The following is a 15,633-nucleotide window of genomic DNA, read 5'->3' on the forward strand; positions in this document are numbered from 1 at the left end:
CCGTCTTTTTTTAAGTATATGAGAGGAAATATTTTCTGTCAATTCACTTCGTTAAAAGATTTCTTATCAAATTGAGAATATTCTAGCCTTCCAGCCGTTCATAAACTACCTCGCCATCAATCATGGTAAGGTCCACTTGAATATCCATCAACTGTTCCTCGGGATAAGCTAGAATGTCTTCGGAGAGAACAACAAGATCAGCCAGTTTTCCCACTTCAATACTTCCCTTGATGTTTTCTTCAAAGCTCGCATAGGCGCCGTTAATCGTGTACAGCCGCAACGCTTCTGCCACAGTAATCTTTTGGTTAGCGCCAATCACTTCCCCGGTTCGTCGATCCCGGCGATTGACAGAGCCGTCAATGCCGCGCATCACACTCTCTTCGCAAGTTGGCGCATCACTACCGATTACCGGTCGCAGCCCCGCGTCAATATAGCTTCTCGCCGCAAACATATAATCGGCTCTATCGCCATAGTAACGGCGATAGTCACTACCGTTAATCGTCATAAATGCCGGATTTGAGACAGGAATAATTGCAAGGGAAGCCATACGAGCAATCAGCGCTTCATCAGTTAAAGCGCAATGCTCAATACGGTGGCGACAATCCTCACGGGGATACTTCGCCGCTGCCTGCTCATAGCCTGTAAGCATCATTTCTACTGCCAAATCGCCTACAGCATGGGCTGTCATTTGACAATTCGCCGTATGTACCGTCGCAATCATAGCGTTAACCTCATCCTGGGTCCAGGTCAAAATTCCTGGCAGCTTCTCATTATGACTGTAAGGCTGGCGGGTCGCACAGGACGGGCCGCTAGTACCGCCGTCAATCATAATTTTCAACGTACCTAGTTTAAATCTTTCGTCGCCAATCCCGCTTTGCAGTCCCAGCGCCAAAAAATCATCGCAGAGTTTTTTAGAAAAAGGCTTACCAAAAACACTGTGCAGCATCGCATAGACCCTAGGCTTGAACTCCCCATTATAGCAAGCTTGCTGCATCAACTGAAATGATTGTGCGCCAAATTCACCGGGATCATGAATCGATGTAATGCCTGTTTTCAAGAGTAAATCATTGGATTTTTTTAGAGCCGCCCGCATTTCTGCATCACTATAGACAACCTTAGACCAAAGATAAAAATTTGTCGTTTCTTTCGTCATGCCTGTAAGGCGACCATTTTCAACAACAACTTCATTTTTCGCAAACTTAGCCGCATCGGCCGGGCTATGAATTCCGCCAGCTGCTAGTGCCAACGTATTATACACGCCCATATGACCGCAGACTCGCATACACTGCACGGGATTTTCTGGCGCCGCCGCATCAAGATCCTCAATAGTCACATGACGCTGCTCTTGCAATTTATTTTGATCATAGCCCCACAGCTTGATCCATTCACCAGGGCGCCGCTTCGTTGCCTCCTGCACAATAATGGCCTGAATCGCCGCAATCGATTTCGCTTTTTCATAGGTTATATCAATAATCGCTCCATCAAAAAAGCCATATAAAATCGGATGAAAATGACAGTCAATAAACCCCGGCGTCACCACTCGCCCCTTAAGATCGATAACAGTTGTCTTTGTTCCTATATACTCCTTTGCTCCCAAGCGACTGCCGACGTAAATAATCCGATTTCCCCGTACAGCAACAGCCTCGCAAATTTCATTTTGATTATTTATCGTAATTACTTTTCCGCCTAAAAAAACAGTGTCTGCAAAAAATTGATTCAAAGCCATAGAATCAACTCCTCTTTTCAGTCTATGTTTTTTCCGCTGTAAAATGCTTCTCTACTAATCATAATTCCTGAGTCATTCCAGCAAATCCTGCGACATCCTTCTACCTTTTAAACAGATGAGTCTAAAAAACAAAAACGCAAGACAGCAATATATCCTGTCTTGCGCCATCGCAATCATTTTTCAGTTTTAAATCATTACCATACATGTAACTTTGTCTTACTATATCAATCTTTGCATTAAAAATCTATAGTTATAATGAACAAAGATTTTGCTCCTTTTTAGCTAAAAGCAACAAAAAGACAAAAAGATTTAATGTACAAAGGTTCCAATTTATAAAATCTATGTATTGTTATAATGAACAAAATACCGTAAAATTTATATCAAAATAATCATGATGGGTAGGATGATTCCATGCGGCTTTTTCATAAAATTACCCTTTTATTGAGCTTGTCAATCATCTTAACAAGTTTCATGCAATTTATCGTTTTTGATAAAGTATTTATTTCTGACACAGATTCACTCCTCTTAGATATTAATGAGCAAGCCGCCAATAATATGAGCAGCCAGCTTTCCGATTATTTCGCTAAAGTGGAGAAAAACCTGCGAATTATTGCCGAAGATGAGAGCATCCGAGGAAACCAAGATTTGCTTGATAAAGCAAATGCCTTAATGCCGGAAGTAGATATGATTATTATTACCGATCAAAAGGGCGATATGGTACGCCTATCAGGCAATGAATATCGTCCCGTCTTTTTCAATGTATCGGACAGATATTATTTTAAACAAGTCATTACTGGGCGGACCTATATCAGTGATGTCTTAAAATCAGTCATGAATTTTAAAGTGATTACAATTGCTGTCCCCATCATGAACAACGGCCAGGTTACAGGAGCCGTAATTGGCTCGATAAAACTAGACAGAAGTACCTTTGCTTCTCTATTTGATAATAAACGCTTTGGCCGTAACGGTTATATTGCCCTGTTGGATCGGCAAGGCACGATCGTCTACCACCCCAATAAAGAACGAATTGGTCAAAACACAGCGTATTTTGATCAACTAGACCACGAAGAAGGCGCTAAAATGTTAACAGCGCCTTCGGAAACGATGCAATATGTGGGCTACAGCAAAGTACCCGATCTCGGCTGGATTGTAACTGTCAGCACCCCAACAGAAGATATTGTACGTAGCCGCAATATGCTTGTTTACGAAAATCTCTTCTTATCGCTTCTTGGTATTATCGCAATCATTGTTATTGGACTTTACATCGCTAAAGGTTATACCGCAGCACTAGAACAACTCATTCAATCTTTCAGTAGTCTAAAAAAAGGCAACTATAAAAAACTAAATCCCCTTGATTATGCCAAAGAGTTTCGCCAAATGGCGCTTGTCTACAATAACACGATTGAAACGTTAGCAGAAATCCATACAAATTTGGAAGAAGCCGCCGATAAGGATTCTTTAACAGGCGCTTACAACCGCCGTGCTTTTGACCAAGAATTAAGCCGCTGCCAAACAAATCTCTGGGCTGAATCGATCGGACTGCTGCTCTTAGATATTGATTATTTTAAACGTCTCAATGATACTGACGGACACTTAGTTGGGGACGATATTCTAAAAAAATTCACGAAAATCATGCAAGACATTGCCGGAAACCAAGCCGTATTTCGCTTTGGCGGTGATGAGTTTGCCATTATTTTACGCAACTTTTCCAAAGAGGAGTTATTTTCCTTAGCGGAAACCATTCGTTTAAGCAGCCAAACATCACTAAACGGCTGTACCGTAAGTATTGGCCTAGCAAAATTTCCTGATGACATAACTTCGCTTGACGAGTTAGTCGCCTGTGCTGATAAAGCACTCTACCTTAGCAAACGAAGCAAAAACAAAGTGACACTATATTCGCCTTAATGAGTTCCTCATAACAGGCCACTCAGATGCTGCACAAATAAAGAAGCAAAAGCGACTGCCGCCCAGCATACTGAACCTAATAGAATGGGCCGTACGCCATTTTTCACAAGTTCAACCAATCGAGTATTGAGGCCAATGGCGCTCATGGCCATCACAATTGCAAATTTGCCGCAAGATCCTAATAATCCAGCAAGACTTTCCGGCAAAACTCCCGCTGTATGAATCAGCGAGGCAACAACAAACCATAAAATAAACCAAGGAAATATTCTCTGAAACGAAAAAGAGTTTTTCTGTTTATTGCGATAAGCCATGACACCAGCCAATAAGAGGCAGATGGGAACAATCATCAAGGCCCGCGTCAATTTGACTATCGTAGCATAACTGCCTGCCGCATCACTGTAAGAGTAAGCCGCAGCAACAACCGAAGAAGTATCATTGATAGCCGTACCAGCCCACATACCAAAACCAGTATCAGATAACTGCCAAAAGTGTCCTAAAAAGGGAAACAAAAATACAGCAGCTACATTGAATAAGAAAATAGTAGAAATAGAAAAAGCAATTTCTTTATCTTTTGCTGCAATCACCGGAGCTACAGCAGCAATAGCTGATCCGCCGCAAATTGCGGTACCAGCGCCAATCAGCAGCGTTGTCTTACGATCAAGCTTTAATAGTTTCCCCACTAAGTAAGCTACGCCAAAAGCGGTAAGCAAAGTAAAAATCATTACAGAAAAAGATTTCGCGCCTATAGCTGCTACTTCAAAGAGATTCATCTCAAATCCTAAAAGAATAACTGCATACTGCAAAATCTTCTTGCCAGTAAACGAAATGCCAGCTTCTAAAATTTGCGGGCGTTTCACGCTTGCAAAAATCATCCCCAACACAATACCAAAAACAGGTCCGCCAATAATCGGATAATATAGTCCTAAAGTATAAGCAACCGCCGCAAATAAAAAAGAAAGTCCTATCCCATACAGCTTTTCTTGTTTCATCGATAAATCCCCTTTCCTGTCTTGGTTTGTAGTCTATCACTTGCGGTAAAATAAGTAAAATAGTATAATTTGATAAAAACAATAGGTAAAACTATATAAGGGGATTTTTATGACATTACGCCATCTGCGAATTTTCCTTGCCGTATGCGATGAGAATAATATGACCCGAGCGGCCCGAAGCCTGCATATGACACAACCTTCCGTCAGTTTAGCGGTACAAGAACTGGAAGAACATTATGAAGCGCTTTTGTTTGAACGATTGGGACGCAAACTTTTTCTAACTGAAGCTGGCCGTCGCCTTCTTGTATATGCCCGTCACATCATTCATTTAAATAAACAAGCCGAAGACGAAATGCACTCTTTCGGGAAAACGAGTCGGCTGCGCCTTGGATCTAGTGTAACAATTGGTGAAGCTCTGCTTATAGATCTTCTAATTTATAACCAGCAGACAAATCCCCAGCAGGAAATTTTCTCAGAAATTCACAACACAGCCGAACTAGAAGCGATGCTTTTAAAAGATGAACTCGACCTGGCCTTAGTAGAAGGCGAAATTCACTCGGAATATTTACACAGTCAGCCTTTTCTCCAGGATGAATTGATTTGTATTGTTTCGCCCCAAAATAGTCTAGCAACGAAAAATCACTTAAAAGCAAAAGAGATTGCCTCACTCGGTTTTTTCGTACGTGAAAGCGGCAGCGGAACAAGGGAACTCTTTGAAAAAGCTATGAAAGAACAAGGCTATACCTATACAGTGATTGGCGTCTATAATAACGCAGAAACCATAAAAAAAGCCGTTATGGCCAATTTAGGTATTAGTGTCATTTCACGTCAAGCTGTCCGCCACGAATTAGCTGATGGCACTTTAATCGCTTTGACGATAAAAGAACTCTCCTTGCAACGAAATTTTTCGCTTGTCTATCATAAAAATAAATATCTTTCACCGTCGTTACAACAATTTATCAACTACTGTCTAACACTTGAAACAAAATCGAAGTAGGCCATATCTAATAAGAACTTTACGCTGACTAATAAGATAAATAGAAGATCTTAGTAAGGAGGCTTTTGTCATGACACAACAAAAATCCAAAATGCCTGTCCTCTTTATCGGACACGGTTCTCCCATGAATGCCATAGATAATAACAAATACGCAAAAACTTGGAGCGAAATCGGTCAAAGCTTACCGCGGCCAGAAGCGATTCTGGCAATTTCCGCCCATTGGTATACGGCAGGTACTAGAATCACCGACGCCAAAGAACCTAAAACAGTTTATGACATGTATGGTTTTCCCAAAGAATTGTATCAAGTCCAGTATCCTGCACCAGGTTCACCCCATTTCGCCCAGATTACAAAAAATTTAATTAGCAGTCCTGTAGCTATTGATAATAGCTGGGGACTCGATCACGGATCTTGGTCCGTTCTACATCGCCTCTATCCGCAAGCTGATATTCCGGTATATCAGCTAAGCGTTGACAGAAATGCCTCTGCCGCCAAACATTTTCAAATTGGTCAGGAAATCCGCCAATTAAGAGAACAAGGGGTTCTTATTTTCGCTAGCGGCAATGTAGTCCATAACCTTTCCCGTATCGCCTGGGACTTAGAAACAGGCTATGATTGGGCCGAATCCTTCGATCACTATATTAAAACAAGCATCATCGCTAAAAATTATCAGGCAGTTATTGATTATTCTCAAGCTGGCCCAGCGGCAAACCTTGCCTTCCCTGAGCCGGATCACTTTTATCCCCTGCTTTACGCCCTTGGTGCGGCAGGTTCTAACGACCAACTTTCCATTTTTAATGATTCTTGTACACTAGGTTCTTTATCAATGACAAGCTATCGCTTTGATGAGGTTTAATCCTAAAGGTATCAAAAAAAATAAAAATGCGGCTGTTCTGACAAAATCTTGTCAAAACAGCCGCATTTTACTTACGCTAATCTTCTTCGCAATAGCTGATATTCTTTCACTTTTTCATCTAAAATTTTATTTAACTTAATTGCTTCAGTGGATAAAGAACCTTTGTGCGCAAGAACATCAATTAAAGCTAAACGATGCTTCTCGATTTCTTCTTGCAATTCTTTTAACATATCATAAATAATTACAATCTCCTCCTGCCACTAAAAATAAAGAAACCAGCCGAATGACTGGTTTAAATACAATTATATCAATCGGCAACCTGGCAATCATCGACATTCTGTCTTTAGACCCATGGCTTTGCGTCCCTACCTTTCGATAGGTTTGCCCATATTCATGTTGTCTTGTGATACGAAAAATTGCTAACACAACTTGTTGGTATAATATTACATCTCAGCAGCAAGGAAGTCAAGGTCTTTTGTCCCGGCAAATATGAAAAAAGTCCTAACTTATTGTAAATTTTTTGTTACTGATCGAAGGTGACACTTTAAAACACCAAATAGATGCTGCAAGGCTAGTAAGGGATCTTTATAAATCATTTTAGGTCCAGCATAACGCATGACTGAAATAATCTGCTGCCGTTTCTCTGGTTGATAGCAATGAATCAAGCACTTCTCACAGACAGGCTTTTTCGCCTGAAACGGGCATTTCTCCAATCTTAGCCGGGCATAATGCAATAGTTCGCTGCATTCCTGACAAAGCTCCGAACGCTGTTGATGAACGCCTTGACAGTAGATAGAAATCAGTTTTTCTACACTTTTTTTCTCGCGATCCATTCTGTCCATTTACCAAAATCGCCCCCAGCCATTTAACGATTCCATCCGTACCGTTCCTGAGCCAGCCTTTTACCTGTAGCTGTTCTGAAGTTTTTTTCAATAATTCCTGGCATCTTTTCACTGTGTCGATAAATTTCTTCCTCTTCAATATTTACGATCAAATCAGCTTCCCAAATAATCTGAAAATCAAGTCCGTCATTTTTATCAGCCGTATGATGATGACCAACAATATAAGCCACGCGCTCAATCAGATCTTTTGGTTTACCAAGCTGCTCCATAAGCTGACGCACGACAGGCGGTCCTTCTAGCTCCTGATAAGGTCCCGCGGCAGAATGATATTTTTGCTCTGCCAATTTAATTCCGACGTCATGAAAAACCGCTGCTGGAATGACAGTTTGAAGAATTTGTTCTGATACCTGTTCGCCAGCCATAATCGCTTCCGCTGCGCCCAGTACTTTCAGTGCGTGATTAATTCGCCTGCTGTCAGCGGCAAAATACTCTTTTAACACTACAATGTACTCTCCTGCACTTGTTCTATCCACTTGATCACCCCGCAAAATATATTAGTTTCATTATAAAAACTTTATGGGCTTATTGCTGTTACTTTTATCACACCTACAAAAAAAGACGCCTTGCGGCATCTTCTTTCTCAGCACTATTTATGATACTGTCAGACTTTCTTTATTTAGTGTTGAAATATGCTGCAAAATACCGTCCTTTTGCAGCTCATAAATCTCCACCCAACCGTCATAATCAGATTTTACATATTCTGCAAGCAGTTCACGAGCTGTTGCTTCAGCAGATTCCTGCGTAGCAAAACCATCAGCACGATAAAAATCGTCCATAGCTCCAGCCTCATCACGGTGAAAAGAGTATATTACAAAAGGATTCTCCATAAATTGACCACCTCATTAAAATAAACTTCATGATTTTATACTGTAATAAACTCTTATTCACCAGCTTATTGTTTTTTTCCTTCAATAGTAAGAAGCTAATTCATGAGCAAATTCATGAAATCCTGCCACAAGACTATCAACAAGTTCATCTACTTGATCTTTCGTAATAATTAGCGGCGGCGCCAATAAAAACTGATCGCCGTTTATTCCATCAGCATTGCCGTTCCCGGGATAAACAATAACGCCATGCTTAAGTAGCGTCATTGTCAGTTTGTCAGCAATCGCCAGGTTAGCCGGGTAAGGTTCTTTTGTTATTTTATCTTTGACAAGTTCCACGCCAAGTAGCAACCCTTTGCCTCTGACATCACCAACGAAAGAAAAGGGAAGCAGCTTTTCTTTAAGTAAATTAAGCAGATACGCTCCTACGGTCTGGACATTTTCTACAATGTTTTCTTCAAGCAATGTTTTGATAACAGCTACAGAAACCGCCGCTGACAAGGGATTACCGCCATAAGTATGACCATGGACAAATACACCTGACCCCGCTTTAAAAGTATCATAAATTTTTTTTTGGGCAATTACAGCCCCTAACGGCGAATATCCAGCGCTCATGCCTTTCGCGGCGCAAATCATATCAGGTTCTACGCCCCAGTCAGCAATACTAAATATCGATCCAGTACGGCCAAAGCCAGCCATCACTTCATCAGCAATAAATAAAATATCATAATGGTCGCAAATCTCGCGAATAATTTTAAAATAATCCTTATGGGGAACGATTGCCCCACAAGCAGCGCCGCCAACAGTTTCCGCAATAAATGCCGCTACATATTCAGCGCCTTCCATTTTTATGGCGCGCTCTAAATCTAAGGCACAGTCAACTTCGCAAGTTGCTTCACTTTTGCCAAAAGGGCAACGATAACAGTATGCGGGAACAATATGAGGTAAATTCAACAGCAACGGTGTATAGATTTTACGCCGTTTATCGCCAGTCATCGATAATGCGCCGATCGTATTACCATGAAAGCTTTTCCAACGAGAAATCACACGATATTTTGAACTTTGTCCATCTCTTTCCACATAATACTGTCGCGCCATTTTCAGCGCCGCCTCAGTGGCTTCCGAACCACCGGAAACCAAATATAATTTATTTAAGGATCCAGGCGCCAAATCAGCCACTAAATCAGCCAATTCCTGAATCGGCTCTGACGTCCAGCGCGACAAATGGCTAAAAGCGACCTTGCCCGCCTGTTTGAGCATAGCCGCCAATATTTTAGGATGGCCATGACCTAAATTGGCTACTGCTGCTCCCGAACAAGCATCAATATATTTATTCCCAGCCTTGTCATATAAATAAATGCCTTCGCCATAGTCCACTTCCAGATAGTGTTTATTTAAGCTGCGGTAAAATACATTACTCATCACATTTCACTCTCCCAAACTATAGACTTTTTTTCTGTCCCAGTATATCATGCAAATATCAACAGAAAAAATAAGTGTTTTATATCATTTCTATCACTTAAACTGATAGATTGAGAGGAGATTTCCATGGAATTTCGCCAATTACAAATATTTTGCACCGCCGCGCAAACGCTAAATTTTACTAAAGCGGGAGAAAAGTTAGGTTATGCTCAATCTAATATTACTGGCCAAATCCACCAGCTTGAAACAGAACTTCAAGTCAAGTTATTCGAACGTTTGGGACGAAATATTCAACTTACTAGCGAAGGAAAAGCCTTTTTGCAAAATGCCCAAACTATTTTAGCGCTTTGCGCCAAAGCGAAAGCTGAGTTTTCACCGCAAGTTTACCGCGGCAGTCTCACGATTGGTGCAGCCGAAACGCTATGTGTATATCGTCTTCCCGCAATTCTTCAGGAATATCGTAGTAAGTATCCCCAAGTAGAACTTCGCGTACGAACAGAACCCTGCGAAAAGATGCCCCCACTTTTAAAAAGCAATGATATTGACATCGCGCTTGTGCTGACAGATAAAATCACCATCCCTAATATTGCGGCAAATCTTCTGCAACAAGAATCCATGCTCCTTGTTGCAAGTCCCCAGCATCACTTGGCAGCAAAACAAAGTATTACCCCCGCCGACTTCACAACAGAATGTCTCATTTTAACCATGGCTGGCTGCGGTTATCGCCCGCTCATTCTGGCTATGCTGCAAGAGCAGCAAGTGAAGCCCAGTTCTCTTATGGAGCTTTCTAGCATGGGCGCCATTAAAGAATGTACTATCTGCGGTTTAGGCATCGCCTTTCTACCTGAAGTTTCGGTCAAACAAGAAATCGTCGACAAAAAATTAGTCGCACTGCCTTGGAACGGTCCTGCTTTTAACGTAAACACGATCTTACTATATCATCAGGAAAAATGGCTAACGCCTGCGCTCAGAGCTTTTTTAGCTCTATGTCAATCCTGTGCAAAGTAAGAATCATCACGATGAAATCCAAATTAAATTTCTTTGACAAGTTGACTTTAAATATCTATATATCGTATTATATAAATATAATGATTTAAAAGGATGGATAAACCCATGGAAAAAGACTATGCAAAATTTACCCAGTATGCCGAGCTATTAAAAGTAATGGCCCATCCTGTCAGGTTATGTATCGTCAGGGGATTGATCAGTAAGGGTTCCTGCAATGTCTCTCATATGCAATCTTGTTTAGATTTGCCGCAATCCACAGTATCGCAGCATCTACAAAAACTACGGTCTGCCGGAATTATTACGGGAAGCAGAAATGGTCTGGAAGTAAACTATCAGGTTTGCAACGAAACAGTGATTCAGCTTATCAAAGTATTATTCCCTGATTAAACCACATCCATTAAGGAGGTTGCTTATGAGTAAAAAAGTATTGATTATCGGTGGAGTAGCCGGCGGCGCATCGGCAGCGGCACGATTGAGACGGCTTGATGAAACAGCTGAAATTATTATGTTTGAACGCGATGAATATATTTCTTTCGCCAATTGCGGCTTGCCCTATTATATTGGCGAAACCATTATGGAGCGCGGCAATTTATTAGTGCAAACCCCAGAAAGCTTCAATTCTCGGTTTAATATTGATGTCAGAGTCAATAGTGAAGTAACTGCAATCAACCCAGAGAAAAAAACAGTCACGGTCAATAGTAAGGAAAAGGGCATGTATGAAGAAAGTTATGACTCTCTCATCTTGTCACCGGGAGCAAAGGCAATTCGTCCGCCGATTCCCGGTATCGATAGTAGCCGGATTTTCACTTTAAGAAATATTCCTGACACAGACTCCATTAAAGAATTTGTTGATCGTCAGGACATCCAAAGCGCCATTATTATTGGCGGCGGTTTTATCGGCGTAGAAATGGCAGAAAACCTTAAAGATCGTAATCTCGCTGTTACTCTTGTGGAAGCGGCGCCACATATTCTGGCTCCCTTTGATACGGAGATGGCTCTCCTTGTGGAAAAAGAATTAGACGATCAGGGTATTCAGCTTAAATTAAATGATGGTGTCAAAGCTTTTACGGACCATAATGAATCAATCGAAGTCCTTCTAAGCAGCGGGGAACGTCTTACAGCAGATGTTGTGATTCTGGCAATCGGCGTAGCGCCTGATACCAGTTTTCTTAAAGCAAGCGGTATTAAACTGGGAGCCAAAGGTCACATCATCGTAAATGACAAATTAGAAACTTCTTTGCCTGGCGTATATGCCGTCGGTGATGCCATCGAAACAAGCGACTTTGTCAATAAACAAGCCACAGCAGTCCCGCTAGCCGGCCCTGCCAATAAACAAGGCAGAATCGCCGCTGACAATATTGCCGGTCTAAGCAGCACCTACAAAGGAACCTTGGGAACATCCATTCTTAAAACATTTGGGCTGACCGCCGCTGCTACTGGCAATAATGAAAGAACTTTACAACGACTCGGCATTTCCTATAAAGCCATTTACATTCATCCAGTGTCGCATGCCTCTTACTATCCCGGCGCCACTCCTTTAACCTTAAAACTTCTATTTACTATGGAAGGCCGCATCTTAGGCGCTCAAGGAGTAGGATTTGATGGCGTAGATAAGCGAATTGACGTCATTGCTACAGTCATTCGTTTAAATGGAACTGTGACCGATTTGACAGAATTAGAACTTTCTTACGCACCGCCTTTTTCCTCAGCAAAAGACCCTGTCAACATGCTTGGCTATGTTGCTGAAAATATCATAACAGGCCGAATGGATACCTTTACAGCACAAGATCTTGCGGACTATGATCTAGAAAACGTCACTGTCCTTGATGTTCGGACTGAACTCGAATTTGAAAACGGCCATTTGCCTGGCTCCATCAATATCCCCGTAGACAGCCTAAGAACTAGAATGAATGAATTAGACAAAAACAAGTTAATTCTTGAATACTGTCAAGTCGGTCTTAGAGGCTATATCGCCTCAAGAATTTTATCGCAAAATGGCTTTCAAGTTAAAAACATGACAGGCGGCTATAAATCCTCATCAGCCCTCGACTTTAAGCCTAGCATGACCGCTCAAAACAACAATAATTTATCCTTACAAAAAGCCACACAACATTCGTTAGAAGAAAATACCCCAGATATCTCTTTTGACAAATTAGTCGATGCTTCCGGTCTATCCTGCCCTGGCCCCTTAATGCGAGTTAAAGCTTCTATCGACGAACTACAAGAAGGCCAAACACTCAAAGTACTTTCATCGGATCCCGGCTTTTTAGAAGACATTAAAGCTTGGTGCAAAAATACGCAGAATGAACTCTTACAGCTTGACAAAACCCAAGGCCAAATTACAGCCTTTATTAAAAAAAAAAATAATTCTGCCTTAACGCTTCCGCCTACGCATCAGGGAAAAGACAATAAAACCATTGTCGTTTTTAGTGGCGACTTAGATAAAGCCATTGCCGCCTTTATCATTGCCAATGGCGCCGCAGCTATGGGAAAAAAGGTAACAATGTTCTTCACCTTCTGGGGACTGAACATTCTCCGCAAGCCAGAACATATTCCCGTCAAAAAAGGCTTTCTTGATAAGATGTTTGGAATGATGATGCCTCAAGGCAGTCAAAATTTAACCTTATCAAAAATGAATATGCTAGGCATTGGAACAAAATTAATGCGCCTAGTCATGAAAAATAAAAATGTTACGTCCCTAGAAGAGCTAATTCAGGCTGCTCTGGACTCAGGCATTGAAATTGTCGCCTGTCAAATGTCGCTTGACGTAATGGGCCTTAAACCAGAGGAATTGCTCGACGGCGTAAAGTTCGGCGGTGTCGGGTATTATCTTGGTGAAACAGACAATGCTAACACCAATTTATTTATTTAAAATAACAGGAGCTATGTTGAAAGATCCATTTCAACATAGCTCCTGTTTTATTATAACGCTTTGTCTAACCGCAAGTATCTCTAGCGTTTATACCCGGAATCTGTGTACAGCGTTTTGCAATTCTTCCGCCATTCCAGTTAAAGCGTGACTAGCCAGCGCGATTTCTTTCATGGAAGCAGACTGCTCTTCGGTAGCGGCTGATACTGTTTGGGTTTGTGTCTCATTCTTTCTTGCCACATTGTTTAACTTTTCCGTATAAGCTACTACTTTTTGACTTCCTTGATTCATTTTTTGCATCAGTTCAGCAATAATAACCCCGTCTTCCGATACCAAGTCTACCAAACTTACAATTTTGATAAATGATTGATTGGCATGACTTACAATTTCGGTGCCACTTCGCACTTCACTCACACCATTTTTCATTGCAATTACAGCTTGATCTGTATCGCCTTGTATTTCCCCAATGAGCTTGGCAATCTGTTGTGCCGCTTGCTGTGATTGTTCTGCTAGCTTCCTAACTTCTTCCGCAACTACGGCAAACCCTCTGCCTTGCTCCCCAGCTCGAGCTGCTTCAATTGCCGCATTCAGCGCTAATAAATTAGTCTGAGATGAAATGCTAGAAATAGTATCAATAATCTGCCCGATTTCTTTAGAGCGATCTCCTAACTTGGTAACAATCCCTGCCGATTCTTCAACTACCGTCTGAATATGCTGCATTTGCTGCATAGCACTTTCCATTCCTTGATTACCAATTCCCGCTTCTCTCGAAGCATTTTGGGATCGAGTAGATATTTGTTCCGTATTTTTCACTGCCTCTTCAATGTTTTCCGCCATTGTATCAATCGCTTGGGCAGTCAAATCAACAATAGAATTCTGGGCTACTGATCCTTCAGCGACTTCCATGATTGACTTAGCAACCTGTTCAGACGCTTTCGCCGATTGCTCCGCGCTAGCACTGAGCTCTTCTGATGAAGCAGCTACCTGATCTGTTGTCTGGGCTATGGCTACAACCAAGCGCCGCAAATTATCAGTCATTGCATTATAGGCTGAAGCTAACTGCCCCATTTCATCTTTTGATGTAAAGACCAATGGTTCTACTGCCAAATTACCGCCAGTGATCTCCTTGGCATATTGCAATAAATACTTGATTGGTTCCGTTAAATGTTTCGCAACAATCCAAATCGCAGCAATCGCAATTAATATAACCAACAACATAATGGCGGCTATTTTTTTACTCAAATCACTGACAGGAGCAAAAAACTCCCGTTCATCAACCACCGTTGCCACTGACCATCCTGTAAGTGGCACAGACTCAAAAAATGCAATCTTTTTCTTGCCGTTATATTCGTAACGATAAAGTCCGCTCTCACCAGCGACCATTTTTTCTCCTAATTTCTTTACCGATACATCCTCCATATCGGTAATTTTTTTCTTCATAACTAAATTACTATCAGGATGATGAATGATTGTCCCATCAGCAGCAATAACGAGTCCATAGCCGGTCTTTCCCCACTTTAACTGTTCGGCCATATTTTGAATCGCTTCCAGTTTCAAGCCAATCCCGACCATTCCCAGGATGGAATTCTGTTCATTTTTGATTGGCGCTACTAAAAATACGCCTAACGTTCCACTCGTAGAGAGCAAAGGAGTTGAAATGGTAATTTTTCCGCTATTTAATACATCTTTATAATATTGACGCGATGTTATATCATTAACAGCAGTAACATAGTCATTGCCTTTTTTATTGATAGCTGTAGATTTCCCATTTCTCTCGGCAATAAATAGACTAAAATATTTATCTGGATGGTTTCCGATAATTTCCTTGCTTAAATTAAGTTGGAGCTTATCAATCATTGGCCCTCTTTCCGCGACCTGTTCTTTCGCTTCCGGCGTAGACGCAATTAATTCTGGTTCGATTAATTGTCCATCGACCCAAGTATTAATTTCACTGGCCGTATGTTTAGTGACAGATAACATACTTTTACTTAACTCTTCTTCCACAAGGCTATTAATCCCCCAATAAGAAATAGCGCCAACAATCCCTAAACCGATTACAATGACCGGTATGATCATAATTAAAAGTTGATTCCGATAAGACATATTTTTAAACATCATATCCCTCCTTCAAATTG

General features: G+C 41.4%; 13 protein-coding genes and 1 riboswitch. Of the genes, 6 read left to right on the forward strand and 7 right to left on the reverse strand.

Annotated elements, in window-relative coordinates; translation table 11 throughout:
- Nucleotides 1-82: 82 nt before the first annotated feature.
- Nucleotides 83-1,726 carry an amidohydrolase gene (locus AC0MXB_RS11775; RefSeq protein ID WP_474039879.1) on the reverse strand — a complete coding sequence of 548 codons (1,644 nt, stop codon included), beginning with the start codon at nt 1,724-1,726 and terminating at the stop codon, nt 83-85.
- A gap of 411 nt (nt 1,727-2,137) precedes the next feature.
- Here AC0MXB_RS11775 and AC0MXB_RS11780 point away from each other — a divergent pair, with 411 nt between their 5' ends.
- Complete coding sequence (locus tag AC0MXB_RS11780) at nt 2,138-3,631, forward strand: sensor domain-containing diguanylate cyclase (RefSeq protein ID WP_474039880.1); 1,494 nt, start codon at nt 2,138-2,140, stop codon at nt 3,629-3,631.
- Between the two features lie 8 nt (nt 3,632-3,639).
- Here the strand turns inward: AC0MXB_RS11780 and AC0MXB_RS11785 are convergent, their stop codons facing one another.
- Nucleotides 3,640-4,620 (reverse strand): YeiH family protein, encoded by a 981-nt coding sequence (locus AC0MXB_RS11785; RefSeq protein ID WP_474039881.1) that lies wholly within the window; start codon nt 4,618-4,620, stop codon nt 3,640-3,642.
- A 109-nt stretch (nt 4,621-4,729) separates the two neighbouring features.
- Between AC0MXB_RS11785 and AC0MXB_RS11790 the strand changes: the two genes are divergently transcribed.
- Both AC0MXB_RS11790 and ygiD read left to right on the forward strand, forming a co-directional pair.
- Nucleotides 4,730-5,617: a LysR family transcriptional regulator gene (locus tag AC0MXB_RS11790; protein WP_474039882.1), complete on the forward strand. Its 888-nt coding sequence runs from the start codon at nt 4,730-4,732 to the stop codon at nt 5,615-5,617.
- A gap of 70 nt (nt 5,618-5,687) precedes the next feature.
- On the forward strand, nt 5,688-6,473 hold the full coding sequence (gene ygiD, locus AC0MXB_RS11795) for a 4,5-DOPA-extradiol-dioxygenase (protein ID WP_474039883.1): 786 nt from the start codon (nt 5,688-5,690) through the stop codon (nt 6,471-6,473).
- Nucleotides 6,474-6,783: 310 nt separating this feature from the next.
- A riboswitch (cyclic di-GMP riboswitch) is annotated at nt 6,784-6,869 on the reverse strand.
- Between the two features lie 110 nt (nt 6,870-6,979).
- On the opposite strand, the gene AC0MXB_RS11800 is transcribed toward ygiD, so the two are convergent.
- From AC0MXB_RS11800 to AC0MXB_RS11815, 4 genes are all read right to left on the reverse strand, one after another.
- Nucleotides 6,980-7,315, reverse strand: coding sequence for a nitrous oxide-stimulated promoter family protein (locus tag AC0MXB_RS11800; protein ID WP_474039884.1), 336 nt, complete (start codon nt 7,313-7,315; stop codon nt 6,980-6,982).
- Between the two features lie 23 nt (nt 7,316-7,338).
- Complete coding sequence (locus tag AC0MXB_RS11805; RefSeq protein ID WP_474039885.1) at nt 7,339-7,848, reverse strand: HD domain-containing protein; 510 nt, start codon at nt 7,846-7,848, stop codon at nt 7,339-7,341.
- A gap of 117 nt (nt 7,849-7,965) precedes the next feature.
- Nucleotides 7,966-8,202, reverse strand: coding sequence for a hypothetical protein (locus tag AC0MXB_RS11810; RefSeq protein WP_474039886.1), 237 nt, complete (start codon nt 8,200-8,202; stop codon nt 7,966-7,968).
- Nucleotides 8,203-8,283: 81 nt separating this feature from the next.
- A complete protein-coding gene (locus AC0MXB_RS11815) occupies nt 8,284-9,621 on the reverse strand; it encodes an aspartate aminotransferase family protein (RefSeq protein ID WP_474040070.1) in 1,338 nt (445 codons plus the stop codon).
- Between the two features lie 126 nt (nt 9,622-9,747).
- On the opposite strand from AC0MXB_RS11815, the gene AC0MXB_RS11820 reads away from it, so the two are divergent.
- The 3 genes from AC0MXB_RS11820 to AC0MXB_RS11830 all read left to right on the forward strand — a co-directional run bounded on the left by AC0MXB_RS11820 (nt 9,748) and on the right by AC0MXB_RS11830 (nt 13,501).
- Entirely contained in the window at nt 9,748-10,629 is an 882-nt protein-coding gene (locus AC0MXB_RS11820) for a LysR family transcriptional regulator (RefSeq protein ID WP_474039887.1), read from the forward strand.
- A 105-nt stretch (nt 10,630-10,734) separates the two neighbouring features.
- A complete protein-coding gene (locus AC0MXB_RS11825; protein WP_474039888.1) occupies nt 10,735-11,016 on the forward strand; it encodes an ArsR/SmtB family transcription factor in 282 nt (93 codons plus the stop codon).
- Between the two features lie 25 nt (nt 11,017-11,041).
- Nucleotides 11,042-13,501, forward strand: coding sequence for a CoA-disulfide reductase (locus tag AC0MXB_RS11830; protein ID WP_474039889.1), 2,460 nt, complete (start codon nt 11,042-11,044; stop codon nt 13,499-13,501).
- An 87-nt stretch (nt 13,502-13,588) separates the two neighbouring features.
- Here AC0MXB_RS11830 and AC0MXB_RS11835 read toward each other — a convergent pair whose 3' ends face one another.
- Nucleotides 13,589-15,616 carry a methyl-accepting chemotaxis protein gene (locus AC0MXB_RS11835; protein WP_474039890.1) on the reverse strand — a complete coding sequence of 676 codons (2,028 nt, stop codon included), beginning with the start codon at nt 15,614-15,616 and terminating at the stop codon, nt 13,589-13,591.
- Nucleotides 15,617-15,633 lie beyond the last annotated feature (17 nt).

This window comes from Pelorhabdus sp. sgz311001 (assembly GCF_055901755.1).

Excerpts from the sequence above, each read along its gene's own strand:
- AC0MXB_RS11815 (WP_474040070.1), bottom strand. The coding sequence starts at position 9,621 with ATGAGTAATGTATTTTACCGCAGCTTAAATAAACACTATCTGGAAGTG.
- AC0MXB_RS11790 (WP_474039882.1), top strand. The coding sequence starts at position 4,730 with ATGACATTACGCCATCTGCGAATTTTCCTTGCCGTATGCGATGAGAAT.
- AC0MXB_RS11775 (WP_474039879.1), bottom strand. The coding sequence starts at position 1,726 with ATGGCTTTGAATCAATTTTTTGCAGACACTGTTTTTTTAGGCGGAAAA.
- ygiD (WP_474039883.1), top strand. The coding sequence starts at position 5,688 with ATGACACAACAAAAATCCAAAATGCCTGTCCTCTTTATCGGACACGGT.
- AC0MXB_RS11785 (WP_474039881.1), bottom strand. The coding sequence starts at position 4,620 with ATGAAACAAGAAAAGCTGTATGGGATAGGACTTTCTTTTTTATTTGCG.
- AC0MXB_RS11835 (WP_474039890.1), bottom strand. The coding sequence starts at position 15,616 with ATGATGTTTAAAAATATGTCTTATCGGAATCAACTTTTAATTATGATC.
- AC0MXB_RS11800 (WP_474039884.1), bottom strand. The coding sequence starts at position 7,315 with ATGGACAGAATGGATCGCGAGAAAAAAAGTGTAGAAAAACTGATTTCT.
- AC0MXB_RS11780 (WP_474039880.1), top strand. The coding sequence starts at position 2,138 with ATGCGGCTTTTTCATAAAATTACCCTTTTATTGAGCTTGTCAATCATC.
- AC0MXB_RS11825 (WP_474039888.1), top strand. The coding sequence starts at position 10,735 with ATGGAAAAAGACTATGCAAAATTTACCCAGTATGCCGAGCTATTAAAA.
- AC0MXB_RS11830 (WP_474039889.1), top strand. The coding sequence starts at position 11,042 with ATGAGTAAAAAAGTATTGATTATCGGTGGAGTAGCCGGCGGCGCATCG.
- AC0MXB_RS11820 (WP_474039887.1), top strand. The coding sequence starts at position 9,748 with ATGGAATTTCGCCAATTACAAATATTTTGCACCGCCGCGCAAACGCTA.
- AC0MXB_RS11810 (WP_474039886.1), bottom strand. The coding sequence starts at position 8,202 with ATGGAGAATCCTTTTGTAATATACTCTTTTCACCGTGATGAGGCTGGA.